This is a genomic window from Clostridium puniceum (assembly GCF_002006345.1).
Taxonomy (GTDB): Bacteria; Bacillota; Clostridia; order Clostridiales; family Clostridiaceae; genus Clostridium; species Clostridium puniceum.
This window is the reverse complement of the sequence record NZ_LZZM01000245.1, coordinates 34,917-54,974: the sequence shown is the minus strand read 5'-3', so window position 1 is coordinate 54,974 and position 20,058 is coordinate 34,917. Positions and strand designations below refer to the sequence as shown.

Here is a 20,058-nt window from a genome sequence, read left to right as displayed (position 1 = left end):
AATGTTAGCAATGGAAAAGCATAAAGAAAAAACACTATTATTTGCAGCAGCTAATAAAGTTAAATTAAAAAATGAGCTTTCACCTGGAGATAGGTTGAGCTTATGCTGTGAGATTATTGGAATTAAAGGATATTATATGGGAGTAGGAAAAGAAATAGAATCAGTTGATGGAAATATAGTTTGTGAAACAGAAATACTTTTTGCTATAGGATAGGTGAAAATAATGTTTAAGAAGGTACTAATCGCAAATAGAGGTGAAATCGCAGTTAGAATAATCAGAGCTTGTAGAGAAATGGGAATAAGTACAGTTGCTGTTTATTCAGAAGCGGATAAAGATGCAATTCATACTCAATTAGCAGATGAAGCTGTATGTATTGGTTCTGCGATGCCTAGAGATAGTTATTTAAATATAACAAATATTTTAAGTGCATGTGTTTTAACAGGGGCAGATGCTATTCATCCAGGTTTTGGTTTTTTGTCAGAGAATCCAAAGTTTATTAAAATATGTGAACAGTGTAACATAAAATTTATAGGACCAGATTATCAAACTGTTCAAATGATGGGAAATAAGTCAGAAGCGAGAAAGATAATGAAAATATCAGGAGTGCCTGTAGTTCCAGGGTACGAAGGTGAAATTAAAGATGAAAAACATACGTTAGAAATAGCAAATGAAATAGGTTATCCAATAATGATAAAAGCATCGGCAGGTGGAGGTGGAAAAGGTATAAGAATAGCTCAAAATGATGAAGAGTTATTAAGGGGATATAAAACCGCTAAGTCAGAAGCAAAGGCCTGCTTTGGAGATGACTCTCTATACATAGAAAAGTTTATTCAAGAGCCAAAGCATATTGAATTTCAAATACTAGCTGATGAATATGGAAATGTAATTCACTTAGCAGAAAGAGAATGTTCTATGCAGAGAAAAAATCAAAAAGTTTTAGAAGAAGCACCATCAAACGTACTTACAATAGAATTACGTGAAAAGATGGGTGAAATTGCAAAGAAGGCAGCCCTTGCAGTAGATTATAAAAATGCAGGTACTATAGAATTTTTATTTGATAAAGATAACAATTTCTACTTTATGGAAATGAACACAAGAATACAAGTGGAACATCCAATTACTGAGATAATTACGGGAATAGATTTAGTCAAGCAGCAGCTAAAAATAGCAGCCGGAGAAAAACTAGAATTTACTCAAGAAGACATAAAAATTAAAGGTCATGCAATAGAATGTCGAGTAAATGCAGAAGATCCAGAGCATGACTTTAGACCGTGTCCAGGAACTATAGAGGAGCTGTGTGTTCCAGGAGGAATGGGAGTAAGAATAGATTCAGCAATATATTGCGGATATAAAATACCACATTGCTATGATTCTATGATAGCTAAGTTAATAACCTTTGGAAAAGATAGAAATGAAGCCATTGTAAAGATGAATAGGGCATTATCAGAATTTGCAGTAGGTGGAGTCAAAACGAATATAAACTTTGAATTATCAATACTTGAAACTAAAGAATTTTTAGAAGGTGATTATAATACCTCATTTCTAGAAGAAAAGATGGTGAAGAAAGATGTCTCTTAAAGATTTATTTATAAAGAAGCAAAAATATGCAACTATCAAATCTTCACTAATTAAGAAAACTGAAAAAGAGAAACCCAATATTCCTTCAGGAATGTGGAGGAAATGTGATAAATGTAATACTATGATTTACTCAGAGGATCTAGAAAATTCAAAATACGTCTGCACTACTTGTGGTTATCACTTTAGATTAAATGCAAAGCAAAGAATAAATATATTCTTAGACAAAAATACCTTTAAAGAATTATGGAAGGAATTAAAAACAACCAATCCCCTAAAATTTGAAGGTTATGAGGAAAAATTGAAAAGTGGAAAAACAACTAGTACAGAAGCAGTTGTAACTGGCATAGGACAGTTAAAAGAAATAACTATTGCATGTGCGTTTATGGATAGCTTTTTCATGATGGGAAGTATGGGAACTGTAGTCGGAGAAAAGATTACAAGACTTATAGAATATGCTACAGAAAATAAACTTCCAATTATAATCTTCACTGCATCAGGAGGAGCTAGAATGCAAGAAGGTATTTTCTCACTTATGCAGATGGCTAAAGTAAGTGCAGCACTTGCAAGACATGATGAGGCAGGTCTTTTGTATATTTCAATACTTACAGACCCAACTACAGGCGGAGTTACAGCAAGTTTTGCTATGGAAGGTGACATTATATTAAGTGAACCTAATGCATTGATTGGATTTGCAGGCAGAAGAGTAATTAAAAATACAATTAAAGAAAACCTCCCAGACAATTTTCAAACAGCAGAGTTTTTACTTCCCAAAGGCTTTATAGATGCTATTGTTGAGAGAAAGAATATGAGAGCATGTATATATAGAATTCTTATTTTACATGGAGTGAAGAATAATGGATAAAGAGCTTATTAAAACAAATGTAACACCATGGGAAAGTGTTGAAATTGCAAGACACAAAGACAGATCAACAGGCCAATATTATGTAGAGACGATTTTTAAAGACTTTATAGAATTTCACGGTGACAGAAGCTTTGGAGATGATAAAGCTGTAATTGGAGGAATTGCAGCTCTTGATGATATAAGTGTTACGGTAGTTGCAATAACAAAAGGCTCAAATACCTCTGAAAATATAGAAAGAAATTTTGGAATGCCAAATCCAGAAGGTTATAGAAAAGCCTTAAGACTTATGAAACAGGCAGAGAAGTTTAAAAGACCAGTAATTTGTTTTATAGATACTCCTGGAGCATTTCCAGGGCTTGGAGCTGAGGAGAGAGGTCAAGGTCAGGCAATAGCCAATAACCTTTTTGAATTAAGTAGGCTAAAAACACCTATAATATCTGTATTAACAGGTGAAGGTGGTAGTGGGGGAGCTTTAGCTTTAGCAGTTGCAGATAAAGTTTATATGCTTGAGCATTCAATATACTCAATTCTTTCACCAGAAGGTTTTGCATCAATTTTATGGAAAGATGGGAGTCGAGCAAAAGAAGCAGCAAAGGTTATGAAAATAACGGCTCAAGATTTAAAAGATTTTAATATAATAGACAACATAATAAAAGAACCAAAAGGAGGCGCTCATAAGAATCCAGCTAAAACAGCAGAAGAAATCAAAAAAATACTCCTAGCTACGCTTAAGGAATTGCGAGTTAAAGACTTAAACACTTTAATTGAAGATAGATATAACAAATTTAGAAAAGTAGGAAGTTATAAACTATAAGTTCAGTACAGGGGGATTTAATAGGTTCACATTTATAATAAGCCTAGTGTAGTTATATAAATTGAATATATATTTTTGTGAAAAATTCAATAAAAGATAATTATTAAATAAGCAAATTTTTATTAAGTTAATGTAAATAAAAGGGGGAATATAAATGCATGTTAATCAAATAAATTTAACTGATATTAAAGCAGAGGTGTACGAATTAATATCAAATATAACAGGTCATAAAGTGGTAGATCTTGATTGCGAAATGTTTCTTGAAAGTGATTTAGGAATCGATTCAATAAAAATGGTTACACTAATGAATCAACTAATGAAGCTTATACCACCTGAAGAAATAGATAATTTTATTGCTGTTTACCCTATGACACATTTAATGTCATTACAAACAATAGGGGAAATTGTATCTATGTTTGAGGAATTCTTCTGTACAGAATTACAAACTGATGAACATGAAAAAACAAATGAAATTGATGTTAAAAAACAAGTATATGAAATTATATCAAATATAACAGGTCATAAAGTAGAAGACTTTGATGGTGAAATGTTTTTGGAAAGTGATTTAGGAATTGATTCAATAAAAATGGTTACATTAATGAATCAATTAATGAAAATTATACCACCTGAAAAAATAGATGGTTTCACTAATAATTATCCTATGACATATTTAATGTCATTACAAACTATAGAGGAGATTACTTCTATGTTTGAGGAATTTTTTAATACAAGATCATCTGTCTCAGAGAAATTAAATAAAGGTGAAACAAAAGATTTATCAATTTTAAATTCACAGTATCCATTTTTAGTATCATACTGGTCTGTAGGAACTTTAACTATTTGCTCTGGAATAAAGATTGAAGGAATATTAAATTTAAAGCTTTTACAAGAAAGTTGGCTAGAATTAATTAAAAGACATCCTAGCTTATGTTCTGAATTTGTGTCAAAGGAAGGTGCAAAGAATTTCAAAGACTATAAACTTAAAGTTTATGAACATCCAATAATACCTCAAATTGACTTGAATGACATACGAAATTTATCGGAAGAAAATCAAAATCAAATAATTAAACAAACTATTGAAGATATTATAAATACGACTTTTGATATTTTTAAATTCCCTCTTCATAAATTCATGGTTATCCAAATAAGCAATTCACAATATGAATTAATACTAGCCAATAATCATTTAGTTTCTGATGGATTAGGAAATCAACAAATTCTTAGGGAAATGATTGAAATATATTCATCAAAGATTAATGATAGCACTGATAATTTATTAGAAGCAATGTCAATATCAGATTATAATAACGTTGTTTGCGAAATAAATGATTGGAGTAGTTTTGAAGAAAAAAAGAATTTAGAAAAATATGTACAGGCTTATGGAAAGAAAAAATATAAGTTTAATCCATTTAATGAGAATAATAATAAAAATGATTTTGCCGTGGTTAAAACAAAAAAATATTGGTTAAGTAAAGAGACTACTAATCTTCTATTAGAAAAAGCAAAGTCTTGGAGAGTTTCTTTATTCACTTTATTAGTAAGTTCATATTTAAAAACTATAGAATATATGGATAAAGAAAATAATCAAATAATTATAAATTTACCTACTGGTGGTAAGGTATATCCCAATGTTGATGCTACTGATGTTATAGGGTGTTTCGCACAAAATATGGCATTAAGCTTTGATTTGAAAGATAGTAACGAGAATTGGTTAAAAATAGTTACAGAAGTTGATGAAGAAATAAAGCGAAGAATATTACAAGGAATAGATAGAGCTCAAACATATAGTGCAGCAAAAATGGCAAAGGAACAAGATATGCTTGAAGATGGTAAAATGTCAAAAACAACAGCAGCTATTGTGCGTTCTAGCTTGAAATCAAATTTATATCTTTCATTTGTTGGTGATACTAATATTAAAAAAAGTTATGGTGCACTTAAAGTCGTTGATTATGAAGCATATACATCAACTAATGCAGGAGCTATTGATAACCTTATTGAGATATTTAATAATCGTATTATTATTACATCCAATTATGATAGTTTCTGTTTTAAGGAAGATAATATTAACTTATTACTAAAAGAATTTATAAATAATATTAACTCTCTTGCAAATTATGAAAGAGAAGAAGATAATTCAGTAATTTTTGAAGTGTCTAAAGATAATAATTTAATTTCAGAGCTAATTAAAATAGGCTCTGAAATATGCTGTACAAATATTTCAAGAGATGATATTTATAAGGATTTAAGTTCAGATTTTAGAGTTGATTCACTACAGCTTATTAGAATAATATCTAGAATTGCTAAGCTTTATAAAGGAATTGATAAAGAATATTTATTTAAATGCAGAACTTTAAATGAAATGGCTTTAACGATTGAAAAAAGTATTTATAAAGATGAAAAACATTTAAGGGAATATGAAAACTTAGAAGATAGAGAAGAAATTCCTTATATGAAGATTGTAAAACAATGTAAACTTACACCTGATTCAATAGCTATAATGCATAAAGATGAAATAATAACATACAGTGAATTAGATAAGAGAACAAATCAAATTGCAAATTATTTGAGAAATCAAGGCATTAAAAGAAATTCCCTTGTTGGGATAATGGTATACCCAGGATCTATGATGTTAATAGGAATGATTGGTATACTGAAAGCAGGTGCTGCATATGTTCCAGTTGATCCAGCTTATCCAACTGATCGTATTCAGTACATAATGAATAGTGCAGGGATAGAAATTTTACTTACTGAGCATGAATTAGAAAAAGAGTTAAGTAATTTAATAACCGCAGAATGTCCAATAAAAAATGTTGTATATTTGGATTTTGGAGATAGAACTATACATGAAAACAAATATAGACAGGTGTTAATAGAAGAATTGATGGAAGTGTCTGATAAGGATCCAGAATACATAAATGTATCTGATGACTTAATGACAATACTATATACTTCAGGTTCAACAGGAAATCCTAAGGGAGTTATGCTCGCACATTTAGGATATATGAATAGGTTAAAATGGCATCAGGATACTTTTAAACTTAAATTAGGAGAACGTGTAGCACAGAAAACATCTTGTTGCTTTGATATTTCTGTTTGGGAACTTTTTTGGCCGTTAATGTATGGTGGTATAGTATGCCCAATTAGAAATGAAATAGTCAAAAATCCGTGGGCATTAGCAAGATGGTTAATAGATACAAAGATAAATATAATGCATTTTGTACCATCTTTATTTGGTGAATTTGTAAACTCTTTAGAGGATGATGACTATACATTTAAAGATTTGAGATGGCTAATTTTTAGTGGAGAAGCACTTCCTATGCCAACAATTCAAAAATGGATAGATAAACATGGCTTAAATACAGGACTTGCCAATCTTTATGGACCTACAGAAGCATCTATTGATGTTACATGTCATATTATTGATAAGAGACCAGGTGAAAATGGAGAGAATACAATTCCAATAGGAAAGCCGATTACTAATGTGTTTATTAAAAATTTAGATGAAAACATGAATGAACTTTCAGAGGGGCAAATAGGTGAGCTTTGGATTGGTGGTATTCAACTTGCAAAAGGATATAAAAATAATAAAGAAAAAACTGAAGAAGCATTTAAACGTAATCCATTCAAGGAAATTCCAGGAGAGTATTTATATAGAACAGGAGATTTAACTACAAAGCTGTCAGATGGAAGTTATGAATATTTGGGACGAATAGACAATCAGATAAAGATAAGAGGTTTTAGAGTTGAGCTTGGGGAAATTGAAGCTATACTTGGAGCACACCCAGATGTAAATGAAGTTGCTGTAATTGCAGTTGATTATACGGATGGACAAAAGCAATTAATTGCTTGTATTTCGGGAAATGAAGTAAAGGATAATGAATTAAAAGAATTTATATCAAAAAAACTTGCTTATTATATGATTCCACATCGTTTTGAGTGGATGTCTATATTGCCTAAAACACCTAATGGTAAGCTTGATAGAAAAGCGTTAAATAAAATATATGAAGACAATGTTGGTATAGAAAATACTGATAAATTGGAATCAAGAAATCTTAAGAAAAACAAATTTGAGACAAATGAAATTCCTTTATCACCAGCACAAAGCTTTTTAATAAATTATTTTGATTATCCATATCAATGGACTGGATATACAAGATTTTTATATAAACAGCCTTTAGATTTTGATTTATTTAACAAAGCTTTGACTATTGTAACCAATAGCACTGATGCTCTAAGAAGTGTATTAGAAAAGCAAGAAAATAAGTGGATTCAAAGATTTGTATCTGATGATCAAAAGATTGAAGCAGATTGTTATGATGGTTCTCATATTGATGAAGAAGAAAGAGATGTAGCCGTTAAAGAGGTAATTAATAAAATTATTACAGAGTTACAGGTAGATAGATGGCCTCTTTGGAAGGTTGTGATTATAAAAGTAAATGATTCTGTTTATGATATTTCTGTAATAGGTCATCATCTTATTTCAGATCTTATATCAAATCAGATATTATTTAAGAAAATATGGGAAATTTATGGTCAGCTTATATCAGGAATTAAAGATATTAATATAATAGAAGAGAAATCATATAGGGAATTTGTTTTAAAAATTAATAAAGAAAAAAATAATAATTCTTTAGAGTTTATAAATTATTACAAAAATCAATTTCCTTCAGAAGCTTACTCTTTCAGGATTAATAAGGATTTTGATTTAGGAGCTAATACTGAGGAATCTGCTGAACTAAAAACATTTGTTTTAAGTAAATCAGAAACTTCAAGTTTACAAACTAAGGCAAAAAAACATTTTAGAACAAATTTATATTATATTATACTGGCACCATTATATAGGATGCTAGAAAAGAAATACAAAAAGTCATGGATTGTAATAAGTCATAGAATGAATGGAAGAGAATTTGGTAATGAGGCTTATTTTGAAACAGTTGGAAATTTTGCCGTAAACTATCCATTAGGAATTAATATTAATCATAATGAGGAATGGTTAGAAACTATTGAAAAGATTGTTGGTGGAATGAATGATATTCCATTGAAAGGTATAAGTTATGATTTAGTATCAGATGAATTACCTTCATATATATATCCAGATTTAAATTTAACTTCTATAAGAGCAAATTATCTAGGTAATAGAGATATTGCCCAATATGATGTGTTTGAATTTGCAAAAGACGGACTTGATAGAAGATATTCACATCCTAGACAAAAAAGAATTTCAGAAATTGAATTTTTCTTTTCAATAGTAAACGGTGAATTAGTATTAGAAATAGAACATTCAAGAAATATGTATAAAGATGAAACTATAAAACAGCTTGGAGAAGAATACATGAAAGCTGTTAAGGAGATGATTAGATACATTGAAAATAAAGAAAATGTATCTCAAAGTAAAAGTTTAAAACCTATTTTGTCGATAGTAGAAAATACAAGAAAAGGTAGTCTATCAAATAAAGTTGTAGTTATAACCGGTGGAGGAAGAGGAATTGGAAAATCCATAGCAATTGAAATGGCTAAAGAGGATGCTAATATTGCAATTATATCTAGAACAGGTCAGGAACTAGAAGAAACTAAGAGTGAGATTGAAAAAATAGGCGGAAAAGTTATTTCTATAATAAGTGATATAAGTGATTATAAAGCAGTTGAGGAAGCAGTAAATAAGATCATTTCAATATTTGGAAAAATAGATATCCTTGTAAATAATGCAGGTATAACTAAATTAGAAGGTTTTACTGAGACTGAGGCTGATGAATGGAAAAATATAGTCGAAGTTAATTTGTTCGGTACCTATAATATGTGCAAGCTCGTTGTTCCTCACTTGATTAAACAAAAATCAGGAAAGATTATTAATTTAGGATCTGATTCATCTTTTATAGGTTATCCTTTAATGAGCGCATATTCAGCATCTAAACATGCATTATTAGGTCTTACAAAATCTTTAGCGGAAGAATTAAAATTAAGTAATATTCAGGTGAATGCGATTTGTCCATCTTTTGTTGAAACTAACATGGCTCCTGGTGGTCTAAGAAAAAATGCTATGCCAACTGAAAAAGTGGCTAATTTAGCTATATTTTTAGCATCTGATAAATCAGATTATATAACTGGTGAAGCAATTAAGATATTTGGAAAGCAAGACATGTATTGGTTTGGATCACAACAGATACCAGTTCTTAAAGCTGCTCTTAATAAAAAATAAAGGAGTTTTAATCAATTATGTATATTCAGTACTTAAAACCAAAAATACAGTTAGTATTTTCAAAAAAAAAATGGGTGGTTTATATTATAGGGTTACTTATTGGTATTGCAATGGGGATAATTAATCCCCTTGCATCAACACATTTAAAAGAAAAAAACATCGGAAGTTTATGGATTGGAATAGTATCTTCTTCATTCTTTTTATTTATGTCAATAGGTTCTATTTATATTGATAAGAGTTGCAGGAATAAGAGTATTAAAAAAAACATGTTACTTGGTAGTATTATGGCAGCTATTGCAGTAATTATATTCCCGTTTATTCCCAATTTATTTGTTTTACTTTTCTTAATGATGCTAATAGGTTTTGGGATAAGCTTAAATATGGTTGGAATACAAACTATACTTCAAGGATTAGCACTTGAGGATATAAGGGGAACAATTAATGGTATGTATTCATTATGTTTTGCTATAGGATTTGTATTTAGTTCTGTTATAGGACCTATACTTTATGAATATAAAATGTGGATTCCATTTATGTTTTCAGCTGGTGCACTTACAATATCTCAACTTATAGTAAGTCTAAAGTTTAAGGAAAAATTATTTTTTTCAGATAAGCCGAAAACAAAGGTACTTAAAAAAGTATCTAGCGGGCTTCAGGGAGCATTTTTATATGGATTTACAGAAACTACATTAACGACTCTATACCCAATATTTCTGATACATCAAAAGTATAATTTATCCGATATTGGATATGCTTTGGGAATATTTGTAGTTGGCAGTATTATAGGAACTATACCAATAACTTATTTCGCTGATAAATTAGGTCGTGAGAGAATTTTAAAAATAAGCATTTTTATTTCTATATTTACAGTCTTGGGAATAGTAGTTATTAATAATATTACTTTAAGATTAGTATTCTCATTTTTGTCAGGTCTTATTATTGGACCTATATATCCAATAGCTTTGGCAAGTTCAGTTCAAAACCTTAAGAAAGAAGAACTAGCTTCTGGTACATCTTTATTCACTTCTTTTTATGGAATGGGTTCTACTATTGGGCCTCTTATATCATCTATAACTATGAGCTTGCTTGGTGATGACCATATTTTTAGTGTATGTTTAGTTCTTTTTACTACATTTATTGTTATAGCATATTCTAAGCAGTTCAAAAAAGCATCCAAGATCACATGTTAAGTTTATGCAGTTTTTGAATGTGAATTTAACGATTCAAAGTAATATTTAATTATTGAAGTAGGAGATGAAAAAATGGAAGAAAAAAATAATGAAAAAATATCAATTTCTTGTGGAAAAGCTATATCAGATGAATACTGCAATAAAAAGAATATTGCCAATTTATTAATAGAATCTGCACAGAAATCAAAAGATAAGGGTATAACATTTATTCAAAATGATAATACAGAAATTTTCTTTAGTTATGAAGAAATACTTGAAAAAGCTTTGTATTGTTTAGGAGAACTAGAAAAAAGTGAATTAAAGCAAGATAACTTTGTAATGATATCATTTCAAGATAATATTGATTTTGTTGTAGCTTTCTGGGCATGTGTACTTGGAGGATTTGTACCAGTACCAATTTCGCCGCCATCAGCCTTTAAAGGGAAAAATGCATCTCTAGAAAAACTTATAAATGTCTGGAATACACTCAAAAAACCTGTAATGGTTAGTGATATATCAATGATTACTAATATGAAAAATAATGATTTTTATCCAGAATGTCAACAAATAAAAATGTTAGACATATCAATCCTAAGACAGAGTAAGACAAAAGGTTCAATTAATTTATCTTTAACTGAAAAGCCTGCATTTATACAATTCAGCTCAGGAAGTACTAATTCACCAAAAGGAGTAATTCTAACACATAAAAATTTGTTAACTAATTTAGCAGGAATAATTGAAAGTGCTGAGTTAAAAGCAGAGGATAGAGTTCTTTCTTGGATGCCATATTATCATGACATGGGTTTGATTGGCTTCCATTTAACAATGGTTGCATTAGGTCTATTTCAGATAAATATGAGTCCTATGAAGTTTGTAAAAAGACCTACACTCTGGTTTGATTTAATTTCAAAATATAAGATTACACTAACTTCTAGCCCTAATTTTGGATACAGGTTATTGCTAAAAAAAATTACTGATAAACATCTTGAAAGTTGGGATTTAAGTAGTTTAAGATTAATCTTTAATGGTGCAGAGCCTATTTCAGTACCTTTGGTTAGGGAATTTATGGAGAAGTTATCTGTATGTAATTTATCAGAAACAAGTATGTATATGGTGTATGGAATGGCTGAGGCATGTTTAGCTGTTGCATTTCCTAAAGCAGGTACTAAACCAGAAAGTCATTTTATTAGTAGAAATAGTCTTATAAATAAGTCACTAGCAGAAGAGGTTTCTGAAAATGACATTGATTCATTACAAGTAGCTAATGAAGGATATGCTATTTCTGGAATGCAGGTGCGTATTGTAAATGATGAAGGAAAAATAGTTCCTGAAAAACAATTAGGAGAAATACAAATTAAGGGTGAAAATGTTACAGCTGGTTATATCAATAATCCTGAAGCAACTAATAAATCGTTCCAAGATGGATGGCTCAAAACAGGAGATACTGGTTTTATGATTGATGGAAAACTATGCGTAACAGGACGAATTAAAGATATAATTTTTGTTAATGGGCAAAATTTTTTTTCTTATGATATTGAGTTTAAGATAGAAGAAACGGATGGAGTAGAGCCTGGAAAAGTCGTAATAGGTGGTTGGCATGATGAGAAAGAAGGAAGAGAAAAAACAGCAATATTTTCAGCACTTCGTATAAAGAAGGATGAGATGAAAGAATTTTATGGAAATATGCTTAAAAAGATAAATGAGGCTTTTGGTATATCTGTTGATTATGTTGTTTTAGTTAAAGCTATTCCTAAAACTACCAGTGGTAAAGTAAGACGTTTTATGATGGTACAATCATTGCTAAATAACGAGTATGAAGATACAACTTTTACTTCAGATGAGTTACTATTTAATGAAGAAGAAAATAGAATAGAGAAAAAATCAGAAAGAATAGAGCAAGTAAAGCATTTAGTGTTAGATAAAAATGCTAATAAGATACGAGAAATATGGGCTACAGTATTAGATAAGCCGGCAGAAAGTATAGGATATAATCAGTCATTCTTATCGTTAGGGGGAAGCTCAATAAAAGCAGTTCAAGTTTTAGGATTACTTGAAGATGAATTTAATTTAGAATTAGGTCACGATATACTTATTAATTGTAAAACAATAAATGAAATGGATGAATATCTTATAAAGCTATCAAAAGAGAATATATCAGAAGCTAATATTACAAGAAGAATCTCTAAGGGTATAAATGAAGAGGATGATATAGCGGTAATAGAAATGTCTTGTCGTTTCCCAGAAGCAAAAAATCCAGAAGAATTTTGGAATAATATTGTAAGTGGAAAATGCAGTATTAGTGAAGTGCCAGAAGATAGATGGGACATAAATCAATATTATAGTAAAAATAGTGATCCTACAAAAACAAATTGTCGTACAGGTGCTTTCATAAATGATGCTTTTGATTTCGATGCAAAATTGTTTAATATATCTGATGAGGAAGCAGCAGTTATGGATCCTCAGCAAAGAATTATTTTAGAATTGGTATTTGAAATATTAGAGAGAGCAGGATATTCTAGAAAAACAGTAGGTGGTAAGCGATTAGCATTATATATTGGCGCCGGTACTAATACATATCAAGAATATCATTTAAATACTTTAAATATGTCAAATCTTAGGAATTTTGATAGCTTTAATTCACTTACAAAAGACGTACAAGAGTCAATACTAAAAGAGTGGAAAAATAAACTTGGTGTAACTGAGTTTCATTCCAATTTACTTGTGGACAACATTATAAATATGATTGCTGCAAGAACTTCTCAAGAATTTGATTTAAAAGGTCCTAGTATTACGGTAGATACAGCATGCTCATCTTCATTAGTAACAATTCATTTAGCGTGTGAATCTCTACGCAAAGGTGAATGTGAATTAGCTATAGCAGGTGGGATTAATCTTTTGCTTACTCCTACGCCATATATTTATCTTAGCAATGCGGGAGCACTATCAACAAGTGGAGTATCAAGGGTTTTCGACGCTAAAGCTGATGGTCTTGTTCCAGGGGAAGGTGCGGGGATAGTTTTACTAAAGCCACTTAAAAAAGCTTTAGAAGATGGAGATAAAGTTCTCGCAGTTATCAAAGCAAGCTCAATAAATAATGATGGACATTCTATAGGCGTTATGGCTCCTAATCCTAATGGTCAACGTGAAGTAATTGAATCTTTATATTTAAATAATGGTATTGATCCAAATGAAATACAATACGTTGAAGCTCATGGCACTGGTACAAAAATTGGAGATCCAAGTGAAATAAGAGCTTTAACAAGTGCATTTAAGAGATGGAATCCTAAAAATAATTCAATAGCTATAGGTTCAATTAAGGCAAATATCGGTCATCTTCTTAATGGTGCAGGGATAGCAAGTTTTATTAAAGTAGTGCTAGCTATGAATAATAAAATTATACCTCCTAATATAAACTTAAATGAACTTAATCCATCAATTAAATTTGATAAAACTCCATTTTATACTATGTTGGAAGCAAAGAATTGGGATGCTAATGAAGGATCATTGAGAAGAGCAGCTGTTAATTCATTTGGATTTGGTGGAACTAATTGTCACATGGTTATTGAGGAAGCACCAAAGCTGGTTGAAGAAGAAACTGCAAGACAATATGAAAGAAAGAGGCATATTTTAGCTATTTCAGCTAATGCAGAAAAATCTCTGAAGCTAAAAATTAATAACCTTACAGGATATATTAAAGCAAATAAGGAAAATAGGTTAAGCGATATATGCTATACAGAGAATACATCTAAGACATTTTTCAAATATCGCTACAGCGTTGTGTGCGAATCGGTTGAAGATTTATTAAGTAAGCTTGAAGATATTAAATTGAAGAATACAAGCTATGAAATTCAGCATAAAATAGCGCTAATGTTTACAGGACAAGGTTCCCAATATGTTGGAATGGGAAGAATGCTATATGAGAAACTGCCTATTTTCCAAAAATATATTGATGAGTGTTCAGAAGCATTTTATCCATATCTTAATGAAAAGATAACTAATTTAATTTATAGTGATCAAGCAGATGAAAAAATTCTTGAGCAAACGAATATTACACAACCTGTAGTATTTGCTATGGATTATGCATTTGGAAAACTTTTTCTAGACCTAGGTGTTAAACCGGCTTACATGCTCGGACATAGTGTTGGAGAATGGTCAGCAGCCTGCCTTTCGGGTGTAATAAGTTTACAGGAAGCTGCTAAAATAGTAACTGCTAGAGGAACGCTGATGAATGAATTGCAATCGGAAGGAAGCATGTGTGCGGTATTTACTTCTGGAGATAAACTTGAATTATTACTTAAAAATTTTGATGGAAATGTGTGGATTGCTGCATATAATGGAACTCACCAAGTTATATCAGGAGAAAGAAAGGATATAGATAAATTTTGCATAGTATTGCTAAAAGAAGGAATAGGAATGAAGAAGCTTAAGGTTTCTCAAGCCTTTCATTCACCACTTATGAATCCAATGCTGGATGCATTTAGAGAAGTTCTTAGTAAGGTCACATTTAATACCCCTAAAATACCTATAGTATCAAATGTGACTGGACAAATAATGAAGGAACCGTTTGACACTGAATACTGGGTAGAACATATTTTATCATCTGTAAAGTTTGAACAAAGTATAAAGTATTTAGTAGACAAATCTGTAGATATTTTTATTGAATGTGGTCCGGACAGAGTATTATCGAGGATGGCAAGTGGTATACAAACTAATAATAATACAACGATTTTATTATCATCAGACCGTAGAGAAGATTCTTTGGATATAGTTTTAAAAACAATATCTTCACTTTTTGACCTAGGAATAGATATAAATTTTGAAAAACTTGAAAGTGGAATTTACTATAAAAGAATTAAATTACCTTCATATCCATTTGATAGAAAGGAGTACAAACCAGATTTTGGAATAGGAAACATCAAAGTTCCTGATAACTGGTTCTATAATTGGAAATGGGTGCCTGATAAATTACGAGAACATTTAAATTCTTTACCTTCAGGAAATATAGTAATTTTTGATGATGGAAGCGGTATTCAAGAAGAACTTGTTTCAATGTTTGATGAGGAAAAAAATAAAGTTTATGTTGTTAAAGTAGGTGAAGAATATAGTTATGACGGTAATCGAGAATTTCTAATTAATCCAATATTAGAAAATGACTACGTTGAATTATTTAAAAACATTCAAGGTGATATAGCGGCTGTAATACATCTTTGGAATCTAAAAGAAGAAATTTCTAAATTAGAAGCTGTATTTAATGATAAAGTAATACATGGAGATATTTATAGTATATTATACATTGGAAAAGCTTTATTAAAATTTAATATAGAAAATGTAAAAGTATTGTTAGCAACAAATAGTGCAGTTCCTATAGATGAGGAACATAAAATATCTGCTCCACATCAATCTATTGCCGTAACTCTAGCTATTGCATTAGATCAAGAAAATAGTTTTGTAAATTCACATTGTGTTGATATAGATAAAAATGAGTATAAATCTGATAGAGAAATTGCTCAAACTTTATTTAATGAAATTATAAGTGAAGCTAATAGTGAAGGTATAACCGTTATTAGAAATGGAATAAAATATAGTAGGGATTTAGTTAATATAGTTGAATTAAATAAATCTTCAAAGATTAAATTTAATGATGGTGAAACTTATTTAATTACAGGCGGTTTGAGTGCTGTAGGTGGTGAAATTGCTAAAGAAGTTGCAAAGAAAGCTAAAATTAACTTGATCTTAACAGGGCGTAAAGAATTGCCTTTAAGAGAAAAATGGGATAAGGAAATGCTTAACAATACCAAATCAGCTAAAAAGATTAATTTAATTTTGAAGCTTGAAGAACTTGGAGTAAATGTGTCCTATGAGAGTGTAGATGTAACAAAAATGAATGATATGAAAGCTCTTATAATCAGAATAAATAATAAATATGGATCTATTCATGGGGTAATTCATGCAGCAGGTACACTTGATTCATCTACATTTAAGCTTTTAAATAAAGAAATCAAAGTAGTAAATAGTGTTATAGAACCTAAATTGCAAGGTGGAGTAATAACTGATTTAGTTACAAGAAAAGAGCCATTAAAATTTTTTGTTATGATTTCTTCAGTATCTTGCTCTAAAAAGATTTGGTCAGCAGGACTTGGAGATTATTCAGCAGCAAATTCATTTTTATCTGCCTATAGTTTCTATAGAGAAGCTGATGGTGCTCCAGGAAAAACTATTGCATTAAACTATTCATTATGGGCAAGTATTGGAATGGGATCCGATTTGGGAGAGAGTACTGATTTAGCATTAAAAGCACAAGGTTTAAACCCTCTTGCCCCCAAAAAAGCTGTGGAAGCATTTATGAGAGTTTTATCAGATGGAAATCAAAGAGTAACACATATAATAGATAAAGTTGAAATTTTAAATGAAAAGAAAACTTTCCAAACTAAAGTTACTAAATTAAACTTAAAGAAAATATATAATATTAAAGAAATTGTTTATAATGTTATTTCTAAGCAATTGCATATTAAGCAGGATGAGCTTGATATTGGCCAAAATTTCCTTGAATTAGGGTTGGATTCACTTGGTGCGGTAAAGGTTATGGAAATGTTAGGAACCAATCTTGGGATGGAATTATACCCTACATTAATATTTGAATACCAAACTCCAGAGTCATTAGCAGAATATATTGAGAAGGCTTATGTTCAAGACTTTGATGAGATAGCATTAGATAAGACAGATACTTTAGAAGAAGATAATTTTAAAGTTGAAAAAATAAAAGATATTGCAATAATTAGTGCAAGTCTTAGAATACCAGGAGCAAATTCATTAGATGAATATTGGAAGATCTTAGAGGAAGGGAAATGCGTAATAAAGGAAATTCCTTCAGAAAGATGGGCATCAAAAGGTTGGTTTAGTACAGATTCCAACTCTACCCATACAATATATTCTAAATATGGCGGCTTTATAGATAATCCGTATGGATTCGATCCACTATTTTTTGGTATGTCACCAAGTGAAGCTAATGTTACGGACCCACAACAGAGAATTTTCCTAGAGATTGCATGGGAAGCGCTGCAACAGGCGGGTTACGGTGGCAGATATAACACAAATAATATAGGAGTGTTTGTTGGCTGTGAACAAAATAATTATGCAGAGCATTTTACAAATTATAGAACTTACATGGAATTAAAAGATAATTTATCACAAAGTCAAATATTTAATAATATGAGTACTGGTGAGAAAAATGAAATAATGAATAGCATCATTAATGTATTACAGCCAGCAATGATGGTATCTGATGCAGTTGCAGGAAATAGTATAAATGAAGTTGCAGCAAGAGTAAGTCATTGCCTAAATCTTACTGGGCCAAGTTTAACAGTTAATTCAGCTTGTTCATCCTCACTTTCAGCATTGCATCTAGCATGTGAAAGCATTAGGTCAGGGGAAAGTAAAATGGCTATAGCCGGAGGTGTAAATTTAAATATCACACCTACAACATTTGTCGGATTAAGTAGAGTTCAAGCACTATCTAAAACAGGAGTTTGTTATCCATTTGATAGCAGGTCAGATGGTATGGTACTTTCAGAAGGTGCAAGTGCAGTATTATTAAAACCACTAGAAGACGCTATAAGGGATAAAGATAATATCATGGCTGTAATTAAAGGTTCTAGCATTAATAATGATGGGCATTCTCAAGGTATAACAGCACCTAGACCACAAGGACAAGCAGAAGCAATAAGAAAGGCATATTTAAGAGCAAATATTGATCCAGCAACTGTATCTTATGTTGAAACTCATGGAACGGGAACACCTTTAGGAGATCCGATTGAAGTTGAAGGGATGACTAAAGCCTTTCGATCATTTACAGCAGAAAAACAATTCTGTGCTATTGGATCAGTTAAATCTTCAATAGGTCATATGTTATCAGCGTCAGGAATAACTAGTTTGATTAAGGTTCTTCTTGCATTAAAAAATAAGAAGATACCACATACTGTAAATTATGATGAAGCAACAACTAATTCTAATATAGATTTTGCAAATTCGCCATTCTATGTTGCTAGTAAAGAAGCTAAGGAATGGAGAGGAAACGGTCAAATTCCGCTAAGAGCAGGAGTGAATGGTTTTGGATTTGGAGGAACCAATGTTCACGTAATTTTGGAAGAAGCTCAAAAAGAAAGTAATTGTGAATGTGAAGATGAAAAATCACCATATTTATTACAATTAACTGGCAGAAATCAAAATGTAATTAAAACTATAGCTGCAAATTTAAAGACAAATCTAGAACAACAAGAAGAATTAGCTGTTTCTTCAATTTGCTACACTATAAATAACAGTCAAAAGGAGTTTAGCGCTAAAATTTCAGCAATGGTAAAATCTAAGAAACACTTATTAGAGATACTTACTCAAATAGAAAATGATAACATTACAGAAAAAATTTACGAGGGAAGGTCTAATCCAAATCGTCAGACGGAAGCTTACCTTGTTTTAGATGGTAATATAAAGCATATCAAAGAAGATTTATCAGTACGGTTTGTTGCTTTTAATGATGCATATAAAGAATGTATGGATAGATGTGAAAGATTTAAAAATATTACTAAAGAAGAAATGGCAAGTTTTGAAACTTTTGCATCACAATATGCACTGGGTGTTTTATTTAGTAAATTTGAAGTTAAGCTTTATGGAATAATTGCAGAAAGAATAGGCATCGTGGCAGCATCTGTTTTAACTGGAATAATAAGTTTAGATCAAGCTTTAGAACATATTTTTAGCAGCAGCATCATAATAGATGAGGAGCGCAATAAAATTTATGAAAATAAAATATATGTAAGCTGCCCTATATTAACACCATCAGGAGTTATAGAAAGTGAATTTAATATTTTCTCACATGATGAAAAATGTATCAAGAGCTTAAACGGGTTTGTAAATAAAAATCAAGTAGTTATATATCTAGGTAGCTATGATGAAATTAAAACTAAAGATTTTTACGACGAAAAATTGATTAATTGGGTTGAAATTGATATAAATAATAGCCCTGTGGAATCTATTATTAAAGCATTTGCGAAGCTTTATACTCTTGGCGTAAGGTATAATCCAAATAAATTCTTTAATTACAATATAAAGAAAGTAACATTGTCTACTTATCCTTTTGAAAATGAAAATTATAAGATTTCTGTTCAAAAAGAGCCAGTTTATGCAGAATCAGATCAATTAAAAAAAATAGAGCCAAAAGGATTATTAAAAATAGAAAAGAATCATACACTTTCTGATATTCAAAAACAAGATATTTGTAAGCAGTTAATTAATGATATAAAAATGTAGCAATTAATATAACACTTTAATAATTGTAATTAAAAAATTAATATAAAGAGCATATAAAAGAAGTAATAATCTGAACATTATATAAAAAAGAAAAAGACATTAAGTATTCTTTTATATGCTTAACTTTATTAAAAG

7 protein-coding genes are annotated in these 20,058 nt (G+C 30.3%); all 7 read left to right on the top strand.

What is annotated here, in order from left to right; all coding sequences use genetic code 11:
* Window position 1 precedes the first annotated feature (1 nt).
* Window positions 2-214 (top strand): hotdog family protein, encoded by a 213-nt coding sequence (locus tag CLPUN_RS26555; protein ID WP_077850194.1) that lies wholly within the window; start codon window positions 2-4, stop codon window positions 212-214.
* Between the two features lie 9 nt (window positions 215-223).
* Window positions 224-1,579: an acetyl-CoA carboxylase biotin carboxylase subunit gene (locus CLPUN_RS26550; RefSeq protein ID WP_077850193.1), complete on the top strand. Its 1,356-nt coding sequence runs from the start codon at window positions 224-226 to the stop codon at window positions 1,577-1,579.
* Window positions 1,569-2,441: an acetyl-CoA carboxylase, carboxyltransferase subunit beta gene (gene accD / locus CLPUN_RS26545; protein ID WP_077850192.1), complete on the top strand. Its 873-nt coding sequence runs from the start codon at window positions 1,569-1,571 to the stop codon at window positions 2,439-2,441. The genes CLPUN_RS26550 and accD overlap by 11 nt, the downstream gene beginning before the upstream one ends.
* Window positions 2,434-3,255 carry an acetyl-CoA carboxylase carboxyltransferase subunit alpha gene (locus CLPUN_RS26540; RefSeq protein WP_077850191.1) on the top strand — a complete coding sequence of 274 codons (822 nt, stop codon included), beginning with the start codon at window positions 2,434-2,436 and terminating at the stop codon, window positions 3,253-3,255. Before accD ends, CLPUN_RS26540 begins: the two co-directional genes overlap by 8 nt.
* Before the next feature lie 154 nt (window positions 3,256-3,409).
* Window positions 3,410-9,451, top strand: coding sequence for an amino acid adenylation domain-containing protein (locus CLPUN_RS26535; RefSeq protein ID WP_077850190.1), 6,042 nt, complete (start codon window positions 3,410-3,412; stop codon window positions 9,449-9,451).
* Window positions 9,452-9,468: 17 nt separating this feature from the next.
* Window positions 9,469-10,641, top strand: a complete 1,173-nt coding sequence (locus CLPUN_RS26530; RefSeq protein ID WP_077850189.1) for an MFS transporter — start codon at window positions 9,469-9,471, stop codon at window positions 10,639-10,641.
* A 72-nt stretch (window positions 10,642-10,713) separates the two neighbouring features.
* Window positions 10,714-19,923: a type I polyketide synthase gene (locus CLPUN_RS26525; RefSeq protein WP_077850188.1), complete on the top strand. Its 9,210-nt coding sequence runs from the start codon at window positions 10,714-10,716 to the stop codon at window positions 19,921-19,923.
* Window positions 19,924-20,058 lie beyond the last annotated feature (135 nt).